Genomic DNA, 16741 nt, shown 5'->3' with positions numbered 1-16741 from the left:
TGTGAGGTAAAGCTGCATTGCTCATTACAGATGAATCATCGTCTTGGGAACGTGTTCAGAACATGCTAATATGGACCCATGTTTAAGCGAATCGTATTTCTCGGAATCCTCTTGTTTGCTTCGCTGTCGTCTGCACAAGTTGAAAAGTGTATTCGTATCTTTCGTGTTTCAACCAACGACTACGCTCCGCTGTTTTATTTGAAAGACAATAAGCCTGCAGGTTTTACTCATGATCTTTATGCTGAAATCAAAAAACGTCTGGGCTGTGAATTTGTCGAGGAAAGTGTCGCTGCTCCCCGCGCGGTCAATGACTTCGCAAATTATCGCACCGATCTGACGGGCCTCGTTCCAGAAAATCAAATGCTGTCGCAATGGGGTGAATATGTGCCGTTGTATCGCACAGCCCGCATTCTTATTTTACGCAAAAACAAATTTCTGCCCAATCGCGATGTACAAGATTATATCGACAATAAAAAGCTCATTTTCGGCGCGCAAATTGGTGGCGCCTTCTTGCTTCGTCCCCATGAAACGGAACTGTTTAAAAAACAAAATCGTTTGATTGAAACGCCGAACCCTACGATCAGTTACAAATTGATTTCCGATGGGCGCATTGATGCGTTCTTTGTATCGCCCGTGATTCATCACTATTTCAAAGAGAAAGAAAAAGAATTTCGCACCATTCGCGACAACACTCATAAGCTGGAAGTGGGGATTTATCTTTCCAAAAAGAAGCTTAACAAAAATGAGCGCGACATGATTGTTCAGGCCTTTAAGGATATGAAGGCTGACGGAACACTGAAGAAATTGCTTCTTCCTTATTTAGACAAAGAAGATATTCCTTACTATGAGAATCTGTAATATAACGGGTTCATGATTATCAAGAGCGAAGCAGATTTAGAAGGAATCAAAAAGATTGGCAAGATCGTCGCCAATTGCCTTCAATACATGTTAAAGACAGCAGAGCCCGGCATGACAACGAAAGAGTTGGATGACTTGGGTGGTGCTTTTCTTGAAAAACATGGCGCGCGCTCGGGCCCAAAGCTTGTTTATAATTTTCCTGGTTTCAATTGCATTAGTTTGAATCACGAAGCGGCTCATGGTGTGCCTTCTGACAAAAAAATCAAGAAGGGCGACATGCTGAACGTGGACGTGTCTGCAGAGCTGAATGGCTACTACGCTGACAATGGCGGCTCGACAGTGATTCCCCCCGGTACCAAAAAAGACTTCCAATTGCTCGAGGCGACTCACAAGGCTTTGTACAATGCCATCTCGGGAGTCAAAGCTGGCGCGCCAATCAACGGTATTGGTTTACGCATTCAAGAGATTGCCGATCAGTATGGTTTCTCAATTATCGAAAACTTGGGAAGTCATGGGGTTGGCAGAAGTCTTCACGAAGAACCGGAATTTATAGCGGGCTTCTATGACAAAAAAGACAAGCGCATCTTAAAAGAAGGCCACGTTATTACGATTGAGCCTTTCCTTTCAACAGGAGCATGGGGCGTGGATGAGGAAAAGGACGGATGGACTCTGGTCACCGGCCCGGAACACCGCACAGCACAGTTCGAACACACGATGGTGGTTTTGAAAGACCGCGCCCTCATTGTTACGGTCCCCGACATTATTTTGTAATCATAGCGAACAAGAAATCATCCGACACGGCGTCCCGACGCTAGGATCTCTGAGAAAATGGTGAAACGCTTAAGTCGTCATTTTTAAGGAGGATTTATGAAACTTATTTTTGCATTGGCTGCAACTTTGATCGCATTCTCAGCACACGCTGAAGATCGTAAAATCGGAAACGTTATCGCGGTAGAAAGACAAGTTCCAAACATGTACGACACATGTGTAAAGAACGTGACTGGCGATACTTCAAAAGAACAATCGTTCTATTTCTGCGCTATCAACTTTTTGAAATCACCACTTGAGACTTCATCTTCAAAAGGTGGCGTGATTCGTTATAAAGAAGCAAACTGCCGCGTTGACGGTGAAGTTGCTAACGGTGTTTTGTTGATCACTTTCGGTCGTGAAAGCGGTAACACAGACTACGCAACAGCAAAAGGCTGCTTGCAACGTGCCTTGAACCAACCAAACAACATGTCATTCGTAGTTTACACGATCGAATAGCAGTTGCTGAGAAGTTGATTCTAAAAAGAAAAAGGGAAGCATTTGCTTCCCTTTTTTTATTTGTCTAATCGAGATCTCAAGGCTGCCGACTAGTGCGAGTCTACTACTTTTGTCGTTTTCACTTTGAACTTTAAGAAGAACAAAGGCACGAACGCGAACATAAAGACGAAACCTAAGATGAACATGATTTCACGGAAGCTCAGCATGAAGACTTGAGCTTGCACGCGGTTGTAGATACTGCGCAAAGCAATGTCAGCTTTTGAAGCCATACCCACGCTTGTCGCAAGTTTATCACCGCCCATCGACTGCAAGTACGTCGACCACGTGTTATGGTCCAACAAACTTACGTGCGGAGCCAAGTCGGCGTAATGCTGTTTTCCAGTCTTCGTCATCATTGTTCCGATAAAGGCGATACCGATAGAACCACCAATTTGACGGAACAAATTCAACATACCGGAAACCTGACCCATTGTAATACCAGTGAACTGCGACAAAATTGACGAGTTAATTGGTACGAACAAGAAGGCCATCGCAAAACCACGGATGTACAACGCTTGCAACACTTCGCTTTTCGACGATTGTGGCGTCAACAAAGTCATCGCATAGATACAACCAAGTACGCCTGTAATACCGATCGAGATCAGAAGTTTTGGATTCACTCCTTTACCCATCGCTTTACCAACGAATGGCATGATCATCGCCGTGATAATTGAACCCGGGATGAACAACATACCTGTTTGAGTCGCATCGTAGTGGAATGTTTGCGCAACAAACACCGGCAACACGAACACCAGACCGTACAAGAAGAACCCAAGTAGCAATTGCAAAATCGCACCGTTAAATACGATACCATTTTTAAACAAGCGCACATTCATGATTGGATCTTTCACGCGAGTTTCCCACCATGCAAACAGTGGCAAGCACACGACAGTCAAGATACCGCACAATGTGATGATTTTAGAGTCAAACCAGTCATTCGATTCACCACGCTCGAGCATGTATTGAAGAGAGCCGATTCCGAGTACCAGAAGCACCAAGCCCCACGTATCGAAAGCTTTTCTGTTTTCTTTACCGCCACTTGCGTACGGAGGATTTTCAATCGCCGCCAAACCGATAAGGATCGCAATGATACCCATTGGTAAATTGACGTTGAAGATCGATCTCCAACCGAAGTTATCTGTTAACCAACCACCTAATGTCGGACCCAAAGTTGGGCCGATCATCACGGACATACCGAAGATCGCTCCGGCAGTACCTGCTTTTTCTTTCGGGAATTGCTCGTAAATCAAAGTTTGAGAAGTAGGAAGCAAAGCGCCCCCTGCTAAACCTTGAAGGATACGGAAGAAGATCAGCGTGTAAAGATTTGGAGCGAAACCGCAGGCCACCGAGGTAATGGTGAACAAGCCGATACAGCCCAAAAAGTATTTACGACGACCAATACGTTCACCCGCCCAAGCAGACACCGGAAGTACGATGGCGTTGGCAATGGCATAACCTGTAACGACCATACTGATATCTTCCAGTGTGGCGCCCAAGTTACCCATCATTGTTGGAAGTGCGACGTTGACGATGGAGCTGTCGATAATCTCGAGCAGCGACGCCATCACGGCAACTAGCACTATCAATTTGGATTTAGTATTCATACATCAGCCGCTTTCAATGAGAGGGAAAATTCCCTCTCTTCGCGAATTAACGAACTCTTACAACAACATTCGCAGACAAACCCGCCTGCAATTTTTCGATATCTTCAGGAGTCAGATTCAAAAGTTTGATACGAACCGGAACACGTTGAACAACTTTAGTGAAGTTACCAGTGGCATTGTCTGGTGGAAGAAGCGAGAACACGGCACCTGTAGATGGGCTCATGCTTTCAACTTCGCCTTCGAAGTCTTTACCAGGAATAGCATCAACTTCGACTTTCACTTTTTTGCCTTTAGTGATGTTCGCGATTTCAGTCTCTTTAAAGTTCGCTGTCACCCAACGAAGAGATGAATCTACGAAACCAAACAACGGCTGACCCACTGGAATCACCATACCTGGTTCTACCGCTTTACGAGCGATACGACCGTCAGATGGCGCTTTGATTTCAGTGTAGCTTGCATTCAATTGAGCTTGTGCCACTTGTGCTTGGATCGCGACAACACGTTTGCTTAACTCACGAAACGTTGCTTCAGCAGTGTCGTATTGTTGACGAGACACAACGTTTTGTTTGTACAAGCTTGCCATACGATTGTAGTTCGTTTCAGCGTCACGTTGTTTTACGCGAGCTGATTCAAGATCTGCCTCGATAGCGCGAAGAGAGTTGTTGTAGTCTTTGCTATCGATACGCGCCAAAACTTGGCCCGCTTTAACAGCGTCATTTTCTTGAACTAAAACTTCCATCACGATACCAGACACTTTTGATGACAACATCAATGTGTGCGCGTTGATTTGCGCATTGTCTGTAGAAACATGCGACCATTCGTACCAGCCGAAGATGATCACCACGATCGCAGCAAGAACACCGCCGCCGATCATGACCTGTTTACGTTTACCTTTAAGCTTTTCCATAAAATTACAATTCCTTCCCTAAGGATAATTCTAGATTTACCAATGCTTCTGCCGCATTCACCTGAGCGTTAACAACGCCGGCGCGGGCTCTGAACAAATCAAGCTCTGCATCCAAAACTTCAGAACTTGTACGAGTTCCCGCTTTGAATGATTGAGAGGCTAAGCGCACACTCTCTTGAGCTTTTTCAACGTCGACCAATTTCGCTTTATAAATAGAAGCAGAGTAAAGGTAACGGCGTTTCCAGAAATCGAAGTCATAATTGTTTTTCAAACGTGCTTGACGAGTTGTCTCTGCCGCTTGAACTTGACGAGCATCCGCTTGCGCCGATCTTGCTGAAGAAGCAAAACCGTCAAACGCATTCCATGTCATAGCAAGACCTACTGAATAAGCATCGTTATAATCTTGCTCGTTAATGCCTCTGCTGACGTTATTGTAATAGTCAGCTTGCGCGAACACCGAAAATTTTGGGAACCAGTGTTTGTACGCCGCTAAATGTGCTTTGTGTGCACTCAACTCACGATCTTGAGTCGCTTGGTAGTCAAGGCGTTCAAACGTTGTTGGTTTTTGCAAATCCTTAACTTTCGATGCGTCAGGAACTGGCAATGAACCCGTAACACTTTGACCTTCATCATCAACACCCAAGTTGTTCAAAAGATTTTGGCGTGCAAGAAGAGTATTATCTTCCATGTTCAATTTTTCTGATTGTGCTTCATTCAATTGAACTTCCACACGCAGAACGTCGAAGTTAGTACCCGCACCACTTTGACGGAAAGCTTTGGCGCGATCCAAATGTTCTTGCAAAGTCTTGACGTTTTGATCAGAAACTTTTTCCAACTCGACTGCCGACAAAGCTTTGAAGAATTGAAGTTTCGTTTGTTGTCTTACTTGGAAACGAGCCCAGTCAGCTTCTTTCTCTGCCGCATCAGCCGCTAAAGAGTTAGCTCTATATGTGTCGTAGTTTGCAAAACCGTCGAAGAAAACCCAATCAGCACGCGCACTCCAAAGAGTGTATGGCTGAATCAACGCGATTGAAGTTGGCGGCGTATTCGGTGCAAATACGATCTGCTCCACCATGAACTTGTTATCCATAAGGTGAAGACCTGAAACATTTACCTTCGGCAAGAAGACTGAGAATGCTTCAACTTTCTTCCACTTTGCTTCATCTTTCATTGCCTCCGCCTTTTTAACCTGCGGAGAGCTGTCTTCAGCCGTCTTTAATGACTCTGTAAGCGATAAGTCGGCCGAACTCGCTGCCTGAGCGAAAACGCAGGCCAGAGTGAGAACCATAAATTTTAAGCTTTTCATCGGATCACCAATTTTTCTTGATTTTTGTTAGGACACTAACTAATATAGTTAGGTATCTAATTATTGTCAATGTTCGCTTTCACATTTGTCCATTCTTGATAATTAGGTGAAAGCAACCCTTTCTCAGATAGGAGAAAGCCCTATGGCTAAATTATTCCTTACGACCTTACCTTCGCAGGAAGAACTTCACGCGTCAGCTTGTCAGATGTTTCCTGAAGCCGAACCGATCTCGCTTTACAGCAACTTATTGTTTCGAAAAGTAGCGACAGATATCGAGATTCACTACGATAATTTCTTCGCGAAATACGACTTGTCTCCAGGACGCTTCACACTCCTTATGTTATTGAAGAAAAACCCTGAAGGCCTTATGCCATCAGAGCTTGCGCAGAAGGTAGGAGTGACTCAAGCAACGATCTCTGGCCTTATTAACAGCCTAGAAAAAGCTGAACTTGTTGCGAGAGAGACACACATTAAAGACGGCCGTGCGTTCGTGATCAAGCTGACTAACAATGGCCAAGATCTTCTGAAAAAAATTGCTCCAGAATGGTATCCAAAAATCATGAACTTCTGGGGACAGTTCACTGCAGAAGAAAAAACTAAACTCAACGCTCTGCTCGAACGAATGTCACAAAATATCCATCTGCTTAAATAAAATAAAAAAAAGCCCTGATCACTCAGGGCTTTTTTAGTTTTGGGTCAAAACTATTTTTTGTCAGCTGGGTTTAGTAGTCGCCCGATAAAGTACAAGCCAGAACTTCTTCGAGATTTGTTCCAACAGAATTTTGGAATGGACCGAAGTGATTGTATGACTTACCTGCTGCGAAATGCGGACTTACGCAACGATCTGTTGGCAATTTCAGTTTGCCGTTCACCAAGTTATACGGATGAGTCGCAGAAGACTTCGACGTATTCACTTGCACCGCGAACATACCCGTTACTTTTGAAGCACCACAGAAGGCGTTGAAAGTTTGTAGCGAACTACCTGTGATACGAATCATCTCGGCTTGTGAAGCTTTAGTAGAGATCGTGCACTTCGGATAAATTTTATTCCATTCACGAATACAAGCTTGAACGTTACCACCTGAATTCGGAGTGAATTGGAACAAACCAATGTTCAACTTCGAAGCTGCATCTTGATAAGGATCTTCATAGAACAACACACCTGCTGGTCTACGATAACCTGACGGAGCATATTTTGAAGCGACACTGTTGGATTTCGAAGTATTCGCTGACGTCAAAGACTCTGTATATGAAGTGCACATCATGAACTTCGACCACAATTTCGAAGCTTTCACGTAACCTTCACGATCACCTGACAAAGCTTGACGACGATACTCATTCATTTTGTTTGCGAACTCGTTTGCTTTTTTAATTGTCGATGCAGAAGGAATTTTCTTTCCGCCCAAAGTTGTATTCAAAGTATCTGCCGTCACATTACACAAGGGATGCGAGATCAAGCTGTTTGCAAGATAAGTGTTTTCATTGCTATTCATCCCGTAAGCATCAGCCACATAACCAAGACCGGCTTGCAATGGATGCATTTTCAATTCAACTGCGTAAGCGATACGATCTGAAAAACGATCTTGAGTATCAGGAGTTGTGTCACAGCTATCAGTATAGTGACCTTCCTGTGCATTTCTTTGTGGGATCAATTCACGGTAAGATTGGAATCTTGAATCAACAAGTTGTCCTACTGGATAAGACACTTCGTTGAACACGTTAAAATCTGCTGGAGTGATTGAACCTGTGATCGCCGCAGGTTCACGCACCGGAGTTGCTGACGGAGTCGGTGATGGAGTTGATGGTGTTGAACTCGCAGTGTCCTCTTTCACTGGAGCTTTCGCCATCGCGAAACCGTTTGAAGAGATCAAAGTTGTTACCAAGATAGAAGCCAAGATGTTTGTCGTAGTATGTGTTTTCATGCCTCCTAGATCGGAGCTAGGTCCTAAGACTTAAGGCTTCCTAGACCTTTTTCCCTGTCAAAAAGTCTTGTTTGAAAAAGCGTCGAATTACTATTCAGGAACTCTTCAGACTATGGTCCAGGGGAAAACTTAAGATCGTAATTAGAAACTCCGATAGAAGAGTTGTGACTAATTAAAGATCCAACACAGGAGTATCAAAATGAGTCAATACGATGTACCGAACCTCTTTAACTTTCTTCTTCATACGCCAGAGGCCGGTCTCAGAAAAATGCTTGTAGATAACAAGCCGTTCACTGAAGCTCACTTCAATCTTATGCTTAAGATCGTTCGTGGCTGCGATGAAGCGAAGTTCACAGAGCATTTCGAAAAGCAGGATTATCCGAAAGTGAAATTCGGTCCCGCTGATATCAAAATTAAAGAGAAATTTTGGGCAGACGCCATGACGACTTGGAACAATCGTGGACTTCTGACTCCAGCTGTGGCAACTAAGGCAGCCTAATCCATTCCGGCGCCGCCGGAGTATTAAAGGCTGGCTTACACTCCGGCTTCGTCGGAGTAGGACTGTATGATTGCGTATTTAGCTATTGAAAAATTTCTTCCTGAACTTTTGAAAGAACTGAAAGATGTTCGTTCCGTTCATGGAAACCTAGTTCTAACTGATGGGCCCTTACAGCAAACTGTCTGGGCCCATAATATTTGGTTGAACTGTGAAACCATTGCCTTTGAGTCTATCTCACAAGCTGCGAAAGCTTTAAAAGCGCGTGGTAAATTGTGGGCACACTACTCGGTTGAAAATCACCGCCGGACCGAACTTATTCAAGATCAATTGCCTAAGCTAAAACCTCGCATCCTTGATTTCTTGGGTGAGCTTCCTAAGGACCCACTGGGTGCCTGGACTTTATTAGATAAAAACACGCTATTATGTTCCAGTGAAACGGACTCCCCGTTTCCATTGGGTGTGATTCAGTTTAATGAAGATAAAAAAACTCCGCCATCGCGTGCTTATTTAAAACTGTGGGAACTATTTACGGTTGATGGCGTTCGCCCTAGCAAAGGACAAAGAGTTGTCGATTTCGGTAGCTGCCCGGGTGGATGGACGTGGGTTTTACAACAAATGGGTTGTGAGGTCGTCAGTATTGACCGCGCTCCATTAGACGAAAAGATCGCAAAACTTCCCCGCATCCAGTTCATGAAGACCAATGCCTTCAACGTGAAACCTGAGGACATCGGCGCGATCGACTGGTTTTTTTCCGACATCATCTGCTATCCCGAGAAACTTTTAGAGCTCGTAAAGAATTGGCAAAGTTCAGGACTATGCTCCAACTTCGTTTGCACTATAAAATTTCAAGGTAAGACTGATTTCGAAACGCTTGCGGAATTTCAGAAATTAGAAAATGCACGTGTTCGGCACCTGTACCATAATAAGCACGAGGTCACAGTATGGATAAGGAAATCTTCACCCTAGTTAGCAAAGAGAAAGAGAAAGTAAAACTCTTTCAAGATCTTGCTAATGCGCGTGCAGAAGTCATCTGCAAAGGCGATTCAGACAACCTTTGTAAATTAAAAGCTTATTCCTACAACGACCAAACACATTTCCTTGAGTGCAATAACAACTCAACGACCGTTTTAAAAAATGGCGAAGAATTTTTAGGCTACTTCTTCTTGGGTGGCGAGAAATACTACTTCGAAGGCAATATTCAGGTTTTGCATGGCGCCTATTCCATCGCTTTGCCAAAAGAGCTTTATCATCTGCAACGCCGCCAAAACTATCGCGTGAAAGTTCCAGAAAGTTACGGTGCTCACTTTGACATCTTAAAAGTGAATGGCCAACCGCAACCGATCAAAGGCATTCTTGCAAACCTCAGCAGCCAAGGCTGTTTAGTTGTTTACCGCATGGACAACCCACTTATGAAGGTCGGCGATAAACTTGACGGCAACCTGTTCATCGGCGGGCGCGAAGGCATTGAACTGGAAGGCATCGTTCGTCACATCAAAGTCGACGATAAAAACAAGGTCATCCAAACCTTCGGTATCGAATTCACTCCATTAAACCCGATCCTTGAAAATCGCCTGTTCGCGATCACAATGGAAATCCACAAAGAAATCTTCAAACGCAACTAACAGCGCTGTTCCAGTAATTATCACTCGCGCGACGTCTCATTCAGAGAATGTGTAGATAGTTACATACAGTGCCTAGTTTGCATGCGGTGAGGAACGTTTTACGTCACGTCCACTTGGTCCTTTGTTTGCTTTTCTAAGTAAGCATGGAAACACAAAACTGTATCACTAAAATTGTACTGATGGGTTCTTTGTTCGTTTCTGCTCACGCGTTTGGCGCTGCTGGCATGTGCCGCAGTGATATCGCGACAACAAGCGTTTATTTCATTCCGCACATTAAAGACTATTGTCACTCTTCAACTCCATGTGCGGCTTTTAAAAAGCAAGTGCGCATGCAAGGTTCCGGCACTCTTTCCGGAAATAGAATTCTGACATATACAGGTAAGACAGTCAGTCTTGGCTCTTGTGATACTGCTTTGGGTGCTGGTGGCGATTGTTTGATTCCGTATATCTCGGTAGCTGCTGATCCACGCTACTATAGCATCGGCGATATCATTAAAATGCCTAACTTAAAGGGTAAAGTGATGACTTTGCCGAATGGTAAAACGTTTGTTCATCCAGGTTATTTGATTGTGCACGATACAGGTGGTGCAATTAAAGGTCGTAACCGTTTCGATCTTTTCACGGGCTCAATGGATCCAGAAAGCAGAACAAATTCATTTGGATATTCTGCATCTGAAGCGACACAAATGATTGATGGTACGGACTGTTCGTCAAACAAGCAATTTACTGTGATTCGCAGAAACTCAGCACCTTATCAAAATTCATTGGTGGCTATCGAAGATGCGACTCGCAACACTTCAGGTGGTCGTATGATGATTGCTTCTTCTGAAGCTGGTAGCGAAGGTGTGCAATAATGAAATTCACTCGTCCTATGAAAATCGCGGCTTTACTGCTCTTGTGTTTTGCTTCAACGAGTTTTGCTGAAGAAAAATTCCTCGATATGTCCGAGCCGCCATTTTACATGCCGTCTTACGATGAATTTAAAAATCTGCAACAAGATCAAAAAGAGTTTTACCTAGATAAGGTTCTTCCACTGGCGAAGGACCTTCCTAATTTAGGCAAACTCAACAAGTCACAATTGGATGAAGCTTCGGAATGGTATGAAGGCTGGGGTGACATCCGCAAAAAAGTTTATCTGTCGTGCCAAGACGACAAAGACAATGAAGAGACTTGCGATAAACTTGTCGATCTACGTGTTGATGCGATTAATTTGAAAGCAAATCAAAAAGAACAAAATCGCGATGCCGACGAAAAAGCTCAGTCGGAAAAATCAGCTAAGGCCGACGGCAAAAAAAAGGCTGCTCTTGAAAAAGCAGCCACACCGACTACGGATAAAACCGAAAGCTCTGAAACTAAAACCGACAAATAATTATTCGCCCAATGGCACTGCGGGCTTCTTGTTGATCTCTTCGTATTCTTTATCGAGATCTTTTTCCATATTCTTTTTCTTTAGCTCTGCCTGTTTTTTCAAATCCGCCAGCTCTTTTTTATGTTCGTCATAGCGTTTTGTATAATCGCGGTGAAGCTGATTGAATTCATCGGTTTTGGCGCGGGCATAGTCGTCGAAGTTTTTACGCTTATCGCGCATTTCTTCCTCAAAGGCGTCACGTTTTTCACGTTGTCCTTCATAGAAGTCTTTGCGTTTTGATTCTAAGTTGTCGAAGAACTCCGTGCGTTCGCTGGAAGAATGTTTTTCTTTGGCGAAAGCTTCGCGCTTCTTCGTGGCATCTTTTGAAAACTCTTCGCGCTCTTTGTTTTGAGTTTTGCTGAAGTCTTCGCGTTTCTTCGTCATGTCTTTGCTGAAGGCTTCACGCTTTTTATTTAAGATTGATTGGAAATTATTGCGAACTTCCGATGGCGGTTTTGAAAGATCCGACATCATTTGATCCATGAAGGCTTTTTCGTCGTTTTCTTTTTTTACTTCTTTGGGGATGTTCTTGCGCAAAGCCTCGAGCGCTTCGCGATCTGCTTTCAAAGAATACTTATCATCAACAAGAGGAGTGTCATCAGCCGCATAGGTCTTCAGCGTGGCGAATGAAATCCCGACTGCTGCACACAGACCTAAGGCCAAAGCTTTGAAAGAACAGGACGCCTCAACACGTTTTGGGGCTGCTACACTCATGACGTTCTCCTTAAATTAGACTCCATTCAGTCTGTATTTATTTGAGAATAATTGGACTCTTACTAAAACTCAACCCGCCGATAAGAGGACTATGCTTTACGGAAGACGAGTGATCGAGCCTCAACGCGTTCCCCATGGACAAGGTTCCAAACGCTATATTTTGAACAAAGCCTTTCAGTATAAATACTGTTGGTACATGATCACGGCTGTCGCCGGCGGTGCTCTGCTATTTTTCCTTCCGACTTTCTATTTCGTTTCTCAGAACTATGAGCTTTTCAAAACTTTGGCTTACGATACACAACCTCATTTGGTGCAACATCTAGAGCGTGAAATTACGTGGTTGCGCGTTTTCTTAGCCGCGGCTTTCGTCCTGATCACGAGCGTGACGTTGTTCTTAAGTATGCGTATGACGAAGAATTTGTTGTCGCCACTGGTGACAATGGAAAAGCACATGCATCACCTGATGCTGGGACAATGGAATATTCCTGACTACCACATCCCTGCTGAAGATGACTTCCGCGATCTTTCTATGACTTACGATTATTTCTATCGCTCATTGAAAGCAAACACGGAAACAGAATTGCGCTTGCTTGAAAAGTTAAGCATCGATCCACAAAATCGTGAAGCTTATGCCGCTTGGAAAAATCTTTTGGCGATCAAGAGATCTCGTTTGGGTATTAAAGAAGAATTTATTACTAACGAGAGCGTCGTAGAGTTGAGCGAATTTGATCAGAAACGTCGCGTTTCTTAATCGCTTCACGCTTGTCATGGGCTTTTTTACCCTTCACAAGAGCGATCTCTAATTTAGCACGACCATTTTTAAAATAGATCTTAAGGGGTACACACGAGTACCCTTTTTCACGTAAAGCACCATAGATTTCATCAAGCTCTTTACGATTCAGCAAAAGCTTACGATGTCTTTCAGGCTCGTGATTATTGTAGCTAGAAGCTTTGTATTCGGCGATATGGGCATTTTGCAGGTATGCTTCATCACCACGAAAACTAATATAGGAATCTTTAAGTTGAACGTCTTTGTTACGCAAAGACTTCACTTCACTTCCCATAAGCATAAGACCCGCTTCGAATGTTTCTACAATCGTGTAGTCGAAACGAGCTTTTTTGTTTTCTTGAATGATCAAGATGTTACCGGTCATTACTCAAATCCAAACTTCTGATAAAGCTTAACAAACTGAACGGGGCTAAGCTCTTCCGCGCGAGCCGTTTCTTTAAAACCAAGCTCGGCAAGCCACCCGATCAACTGCTCATCAGTTAGCTTCTTTTGACTTAAAAGACCAGCCAAATTTTTCTTAAGAAGCTTACGTCTTTGTGCGAAAGCGTTCTTAACGAACGTCAGGAAAGCTTTGCGGTTCTTCACTTCCGGCACAATGCGCGTGAAAGCGAGGACTCGGCTTTGCACTTTCGGCGGCGGAGAAAAATCGCGTGCCCCCGCCTCTGTCACCATCGAGATCTTCCAGAAAACTTGCGCAATAACACTTAAAAGGCCGTAGTGATCGTCACTTGCAACCGCACGAATTCTTTGTGCGACTTCTTTTTGGAACATCAAAACCATGTGTTCAACACCGTGGTCTTCCAAAGAACGTTCGATCACAATGCTTGAAGAAATCTGATACGGAAGATTGCTGACGAAAACTAATTTCTTGCCAGCTGCTGCCGTATAGAATTGTTCCCAATCCAGGCGTAAGGCGTCTTCTTCGATAACTGGCAAACCTTGACCGCGCCAGTGTTCGGCAATCACATGATCCAGTTCGATCAATTGCAATGGCACGTTCATTTGTTTTAAGAAGAAAGTCAAAGCGCCGGGACCAGGCCCCACTTCAACCATGTATTCAGGAGCAAATTCTTTGACCTGATCTATGATGCGACCAATGACCACATCACTGACAAGAAAGTTTTGTCCTAGAGATTTTTTTGCAGTCACACCTAAAATTTCAAGTGCTTCCTGCAATCTTTCGCGGGCTGTGCTCATCTAAAATCCGATGCCAAGGCTTGCGGAGAAGGTCCCAAATCAATTTCCGATTTTTCACCGCGAGCCATGCGTAATGCACCCACGTAACCGATCATTGCAGCATTATCTGTGCAATAACGAATCGGAGGAATCACCAGACGAAGATTTTTCTTCGCAGCAAATTCTTCAGCGCGCGCACGCAATCTGGAATTCGCACTGACCCCACCAGTTAAAATAATTCTTTTCGCTTTATATACTTTTGCAGCTCTTTCAAGCTTCGCGATCAATACATCGACGATCGCCTCTTGGAAAGAAGCGCACAAATCAGGAAGACGTTCTTTCACAAGCTCTGGTCCCAACTGTTCCAACATACGTTGCCCAGAAGACTTCAAACCAGAAAAACTCATATCGAAAGTATCGTCATGAATCATGCTGCGTGGAAATTCAAACGCGTGTGGATCACCCTGCTTCGCCATTTGATCGACTTTCACGCCACCTGGAAAACCAAGGCCTGCCATCTTTGCGAACTTATCAAAACATTCGCCAGCCGCATCGTCTTTAGTTGTTCCAAGCACTTTGTATTCACCAAGTCCTGTGATGTGGTAAAGACTTGTGTGCCCCCCACTGATCGCAAGACCCACATAAGGATAATCAAAATCTTCAGGTGGTTGGTGTTGAATGTCTTTTAAGAAGGGCGCAAGCAAATGACCTTCCAGATGATTCACACCCAAGAATGGTAAATGTTTTGCTTGAGCCAAAGATTTCGCCGTCACTAAGCCGACAATCAAAGCACCGATAAGACCGGGACGATTCGTCACGGCGATACCTTGTACGTCATTCCAATTCATGTTGGCTTTTTTAAAGGCTTCCTCAATCAGAGGAATTAAGGCGATGGAGTGATTGCGAGCGGCGATTTCAGGAACGATGCCGCCATAGATTTCATGTTCCAAATCTTGAGAAGCAGCCACAACAGAGTGAACAAATCCTGAGCGATCAACAATCGCTACCGAGGTATCATCACAACTTGTTTCAATGGCTAAAACTCTATCGATCACCTTATTTTTTCAATCCTTTGATACGGATCTTAGCACGACGAGCCTCTTCTGACTTAGGAAATTTGTTCACAACCTCGTCATAAAAGGTTTTTGATTCGTCTTTCATACCCAATTCTTGGAAAGAAACACCGATTTTGTAAGTCGCATCGGCAAAATGTGAGCCTTTTGGATTTTCATCACGATATTTTTGATATTGAAGGATCGCTTGCTTCCAGTCCTTCTTAGTGAAGTATTCCTGGCCCGCTTCATAAGCGTCTTTGGCATCTTTTTTAGCAGATTTCGCAGAACGATCTGCTGAAGCCGCAACTGCTTGCGCTGCCACTGCTGCTTTCAAAGCTTGAATTTCTTGATTCATTTGGAAGTTTTCTTTTTCCATTTTGCTTAAAGCATCTTGGAGCAAAGCAACTTTTTGATTCAAATCTTGAGTCTGTTGAGCAGAATTTTTTAGAGCGCTTTCAACGCCTGAGTTGTTTTGACCCAAACGATTTTCAACGACATCTACACGACCCGTAAGAGATCTGATTTGTTCATCCACGTCAGCAAAACGATTTGAAGCATCGGCGTTTGCTCTTTGCATAGTCGATACTTGTTGTTGCATGACGGATCTTTGTTCGGTTTCACGAACATCATTTCTAGTTTGCAGACATCCCGTGAATGCGAAAGCGGCAGAAATTAGAAGAACTGAGTTTTTTAAGAAAGAATATTTTGTCATAGGACGTCTCCGGTTCTTTGACGAATAAGACGAGCGGAATTTTCAGCTTTTTCAGCGGAAACTCGAGCACGTACAAATTGTTCTTTTGCTTTAGCATAATCGCGGTCGTCGTAATAGAAGCGACCTTTGCGGTAAGCCTCTTCGGCTTGATGCCAGTATCCTGGCGAATGACGAGCGGCTTGAACAGAACGGGCCGCATCGATAGCGGCCCGAGCTAGAGAATAATCTTCAACAGGTGCGGGCGTAGTCTGACAACCGATAGCTGCCAATAATGCAATTCCGACGAGTAGTCTTGTTGCCTTCATCCCGACCCTTTACAGATTACTGAGCTGGTACGAAGTTAGCGCGACGGTTTTTAGCCCAAGCAGCTTCGTTGTCAGCAGTGTCTAGTGGTTTTTCTTTACCGTAGCTGATAGTGCTCAAACGGTCTGCAGCAACACCAAGGCTTACCATGTAAGACTTAACTGCGTTTGCACGACGCTCACCCAATGCTACGTTGTACTCGATAGTACCACGGTTATCGCAGTGACCTTCGATTTGTACTTTCACGCCTGGATTTTTCTTCATCCAGTCAGCATTCGCTGCGATGTCTTTTTTCGCAGATGAATCTAGGCTCGCTTTATCGTAACCGAAGTGAACAGTTACTAGACCAGAGATTTTACCTGAATCTGAACCCATTGGGTCGAAGCTCAATGGAGATGAGTCGATCGCTGTAGATTGTCCACCTGTTGGTGCAGTTTCGATATTTTCGTTTGATTGAGTTTGTTTAGATTTGCAACCTGCAACAAGCGCACAAGCAACAAGACCTAGAGCCAATTTACGAACCATGATGTCCTCCTATGAAGTTCGAATCGCTATGATTA

At 44.1% G+C, this 16741-nt stretch carries 21 protein-coding genes; 10 read left to right on the top strand and 11 right to left on the bottom strand.

Going from position 1 to position 16741, the window contains the following annotated elements:
* Window positions 1–78: 78 nt before the first annotated feature.
* The 3 genes from DOE51_RS03235 to DOE51_RS03225 all read left to right on the top strand — a co-directional run bounded on the left by DOE51_RS03235 (window position 79) and on the right by DOE51_RS03225 (window position 2124).
* A complete protein-coding gene (locus DOE51_RS03235; RefSeq protein WP_142695154.1) occupies window positions 79–858 on the top strand; it encodes an ABC transporter substrate-binding protein in 780 nt (259 codons plus the stop codon).
* A 12-nt stretch (window positions 859–870) separates the two neighbouring features.
* Window positions 871–1629, top strand: coding sequence for a type I methionyl aminopeptidase (gene map / locus DOE51_RS03230; protein WP_142695153.1), 759 nt, complete (start codon window positions 871–873; stop codon window positions 1627–1629).
* 96 nt (window positions 1630–1725) lie between these two features.
* Window positions 1726–2124, top strand: a complete 399-nt coding sequence (locus DOE51_RS03225; RefSeq protein ID WP_142695152.1) for a hypothetical protein — start codon at window positions 1726–1728, stop codon at window positions 2122–2124.
* An 89-nt stretch (window positions 2125–2213) separates the two neighbouring features.
* Here the strand turns inward: DOE51_RS03225 and DOE51_RS03220 are convergent, their stop codons facing one another.
* The 3 genes from DOE51_RS03220 to DOE51_RS03210 are packed head-to-tail and all read right to left on the bottom strand — an operon-like array spanning window position 2214 to window position 5962.
* Window positions 2214–3767 (bottom strand): DHA2 family efflux MFS transporter permease subunit, encoded by a 1554-nt coding sequence (locus DOE51_RS03220; RefSeq protein WP_142695151.1) that lies wholly within the window; start codon window positions 3765–3767, stop codon window positions 2214–2216.
* Between the two features lie 46 nt (window positions 3768–3813).
* A complete protein-coding gene (locus DOE51_RS03215) occupies window positions 3814–4674 on the bottom strand; it encodes an HlyD family secretion protein (RefSeq protein ID WP_142695150.1) in 861 nt (286 codons plus the stop codon).
* Between the two features lie 4 nt (window positions 4675–4678).
* Complete coding sequence (locus tag DOE51_RS03210; RefSeq protein WP_168196381.1) at window positions 4679–5962, bottom strand: TolC family protein; 1284 nt, start codon at window positions 5960–5962, stop codon at window positions 4679–4681.
* A gap of 160 nt (window positions 5963–6122) precedes the next feature.
* Between DOE51_RS03210 and DOE51_RS03205 the strand changes: the two genes are divergently transcribed.
* On the top strand, window positions 6123–6632 hold the full coding sequence (locus DOE51_RS03205; protein WP_142695148.1) for a MarR family winged helix-turn-helix transcriptional regulator: 510 nt from the start codon (window positions 6123–6125) through the stop codon (window positions 6630–6632).
* A 70-nt stretch (window positions 6633–6702) separates the two neighbouring features.
* Here DOE51_RS03205 and DOE51_RS03200 read toward each other — a convergent pair whose 3' ends face one another.
* Window positions 6703–7902 carry a hypothetical protein gene (locus DOE51_RS03200; RefSeq protein WP_142695147.1) on the bottom strand — a complete coding sequence of 400 codons (1200 nt, stop codon included), beginning with the start codon at window positions 7900–7902 and terminating at the stop codon, window positions 6703–6705.
* Window positions 7903–8101: 199 nt separating this feature from the next.
* Between DOE51_RS03200 and DOE51_RS03195 the strand changes: the two genes are divergently transcribed.
* The 5 genes from DOE51_RS03195 to DOE51_RS03175 all read left to right on the top strand — a co-directional run bounded on the left by DOE51_RS03195 (window position 8102) and on the right by DOE51_RS03175 (window position 11392).
* Window positions 8102–8401 (top strand): hypothetical protein, encoded by a 300-nt coding sequence (locus tag DOE51_RS03195; RefSeq protein ID WP_142695146.1) that lies wholly within the window; start codon window positions 8102–8104, stop codon window positions 8399–8401.
* 66 nt (window positions 8402–8467) lie between these two features.
* Entirely contained in the window at window positions 8468–9367 is a 900-nt protein-coding gene (locus tag DOE51_RS03190; RefSeq protein WP_142695145.1) for an SAM-dependent methyltransferase, read from the top strand.
* On the top strand, window positions 9343–10023 hold the full coding sequence (locus tag DOE51_RS03185; RefSeq protein ID WP_142695144.1) for a flagellar brake protein: 681 nt from the start codon (window positions 9343–9345) through the stop codon (window positions 10021–10023). Before DOE51_RS03190 ends, DOE51_RS03185 begins: the two co-directional genes overlap by 25 nt.
* 143 nt (window positions 10024–10166) lie before the next feature.
* Window positions 10167–10877: a 3D domain-containing protein gene (locus DOE51_RS03180; RefSeq protein WP_142695143.1), complete on the top strand. Its 711-nt coding sequence runs from the start codon at window positions 10167–10169 to the stop codon at window positions 10875–10877.
* Entirely contained in the window at window positions 10877–11392 is a 516-nt protein-coding gene (locus DOE51_RS03175; protein ID WP_142695142.1) for a hypothetical protein, read from the top strand. The genes DOE51_RS03180 and DOE51_RS03175 overlap by 1 nt, the downstream gene beginning before the upstream one ends.
* On the opposite strand, the gene DOE51_RS03170 is transcribed toward DOE51_RS03175, so the two are convergent.
* Window positions 11393–12145: a hypothetical protein gene (locus DOE51_RS03170; RefSeq protein ID WP_246845310.1), complete on the bottom strand. Its 753-nt coding sequence runs from the start codon at window positions 12143–12145 to the stop codon at window positions 11393–11395.
* A 91-nt stretch (window positions 12146–12236) separates the two neighbouring features.
* Here DOE51_RS03170 and DOE51_RS03165 point away from each other — a divergent pair, with 91 nt between their 5' ends.
* Window positions 12237–12896: a hypothetical protein gene (locus DOE51_RS03165; protein WP_142695141.1), complete on the top strand. Its 660-nt coding sequence runs from the start codon at window positions 12237–12239 to the stop codon at window positions 12894–12896.
* Here the strand turns inward: DOE51_RS03165 and smpB are convergent.
* Genes smpB through pal form a run of 6 tightly spaced genes read right to left on the bottom strand, consistent with a single transcriptional unit; the run spans window position 12841 to window position 16706 of the window.
* On the bottom strand, window positions 12841–13299 hold the full coding sequence (gene smpB, locus DOE51_RS03160) for an SsrA-binding protein SmpB (protein WP_142695140.1): 459 nt from the start codon (window positions 13297–13299) through the stop codon (window positions 12841–12843). The two genes, DOE51_RS03165 and smpB, sit on opposite strands and share 56 nt — an antisense overlap.
* On the bottom strand, window positions 13299–14132 hold the full coding sequence (gene rsmA / locus DOE51_RS03155; protein WP_142695139.1) for a 16S rRNA (adenine(1518)-N(6)/adenine(1519)-N(6))-dimethyltransferase RsmA: 834 nt from the start codon (window positions 14130–14132) through the stop codon (window positions 13299–13301). Before rsmA ends, smpB begins: the two co-directional genes overlap by 1 nt.
* The gene (gene tsaD / locus DOE51_RS03150; RefSeq protein ID WP_371726642.1) at window positions 14129–15163 is read right to left on the bottom strand and encodes a tRNA (adenosine(37)-N6)-threonylcarbamoyltransferase complex transferase subunit TsaD; all 1035 of its coding nucleotides are present in this window, start codon (window positions 15161–15163) and stop codon (window positions 14129–14131) included. The genes rsmA and tsaD overlap by 4 nt, the downstream gene beginning before the upstream one ends.
* Window positions 15164–15167: 4 nt before the next feature.
* Window positions 15168–15878: a tol-pal system YbgF family protein gene (locus DOE51_RS03145; RefSeq protein ID WP_142695137.1), complete on the bottom strand. Its 711-nt coding sequence runs from the start codon at window positions 15876–15878 to the stop codon at window positions 15168–15170.
* Window positions 15875–16183 (bottom strand): DUF4398 domain-containing protein, encoded by a 309-nt coding sequence (locus DOE51_RS03140; RefSeq protein ID WP_142695136.1) that lies wholly within the window; start codon window positions 16181–16183, stop codon window positions 15875–15877. The genes DOE51_RS03145 and DOE51_RS03140 overlap by 4 nt, the downstream gene beginning before the upstream one ends.
* Before the next feature lie 16 nt (window positions 16184–16199).
* Complete coding sequence (pal, locus tag DOE51_RS03135) at window positions 16200–16706, bottom strand: peptidoglycan-associated lipoprotein Pal (protein ID WP_142695135.1); 507 nt, start codon at window positions 16704–16706, stop codon at window positions 16200–16202.
* Between the last annotated feature and the right edge of the window lie 35 nt (window positions 16707–16741).

This window comes from Bdellovibrio sp. NC01 (assembly GCF_006874625.1).
Taxonomy (GTDB): domain Bacteria; phylum Bdellovibrionota; class Bdellovibrionia; order Bdellovibrionales; family Bdellovibrionaceae; genus Bdellovibrio.
This window is presented reverse-complemented; position numbering and strand designations above follow the sequence as displayed.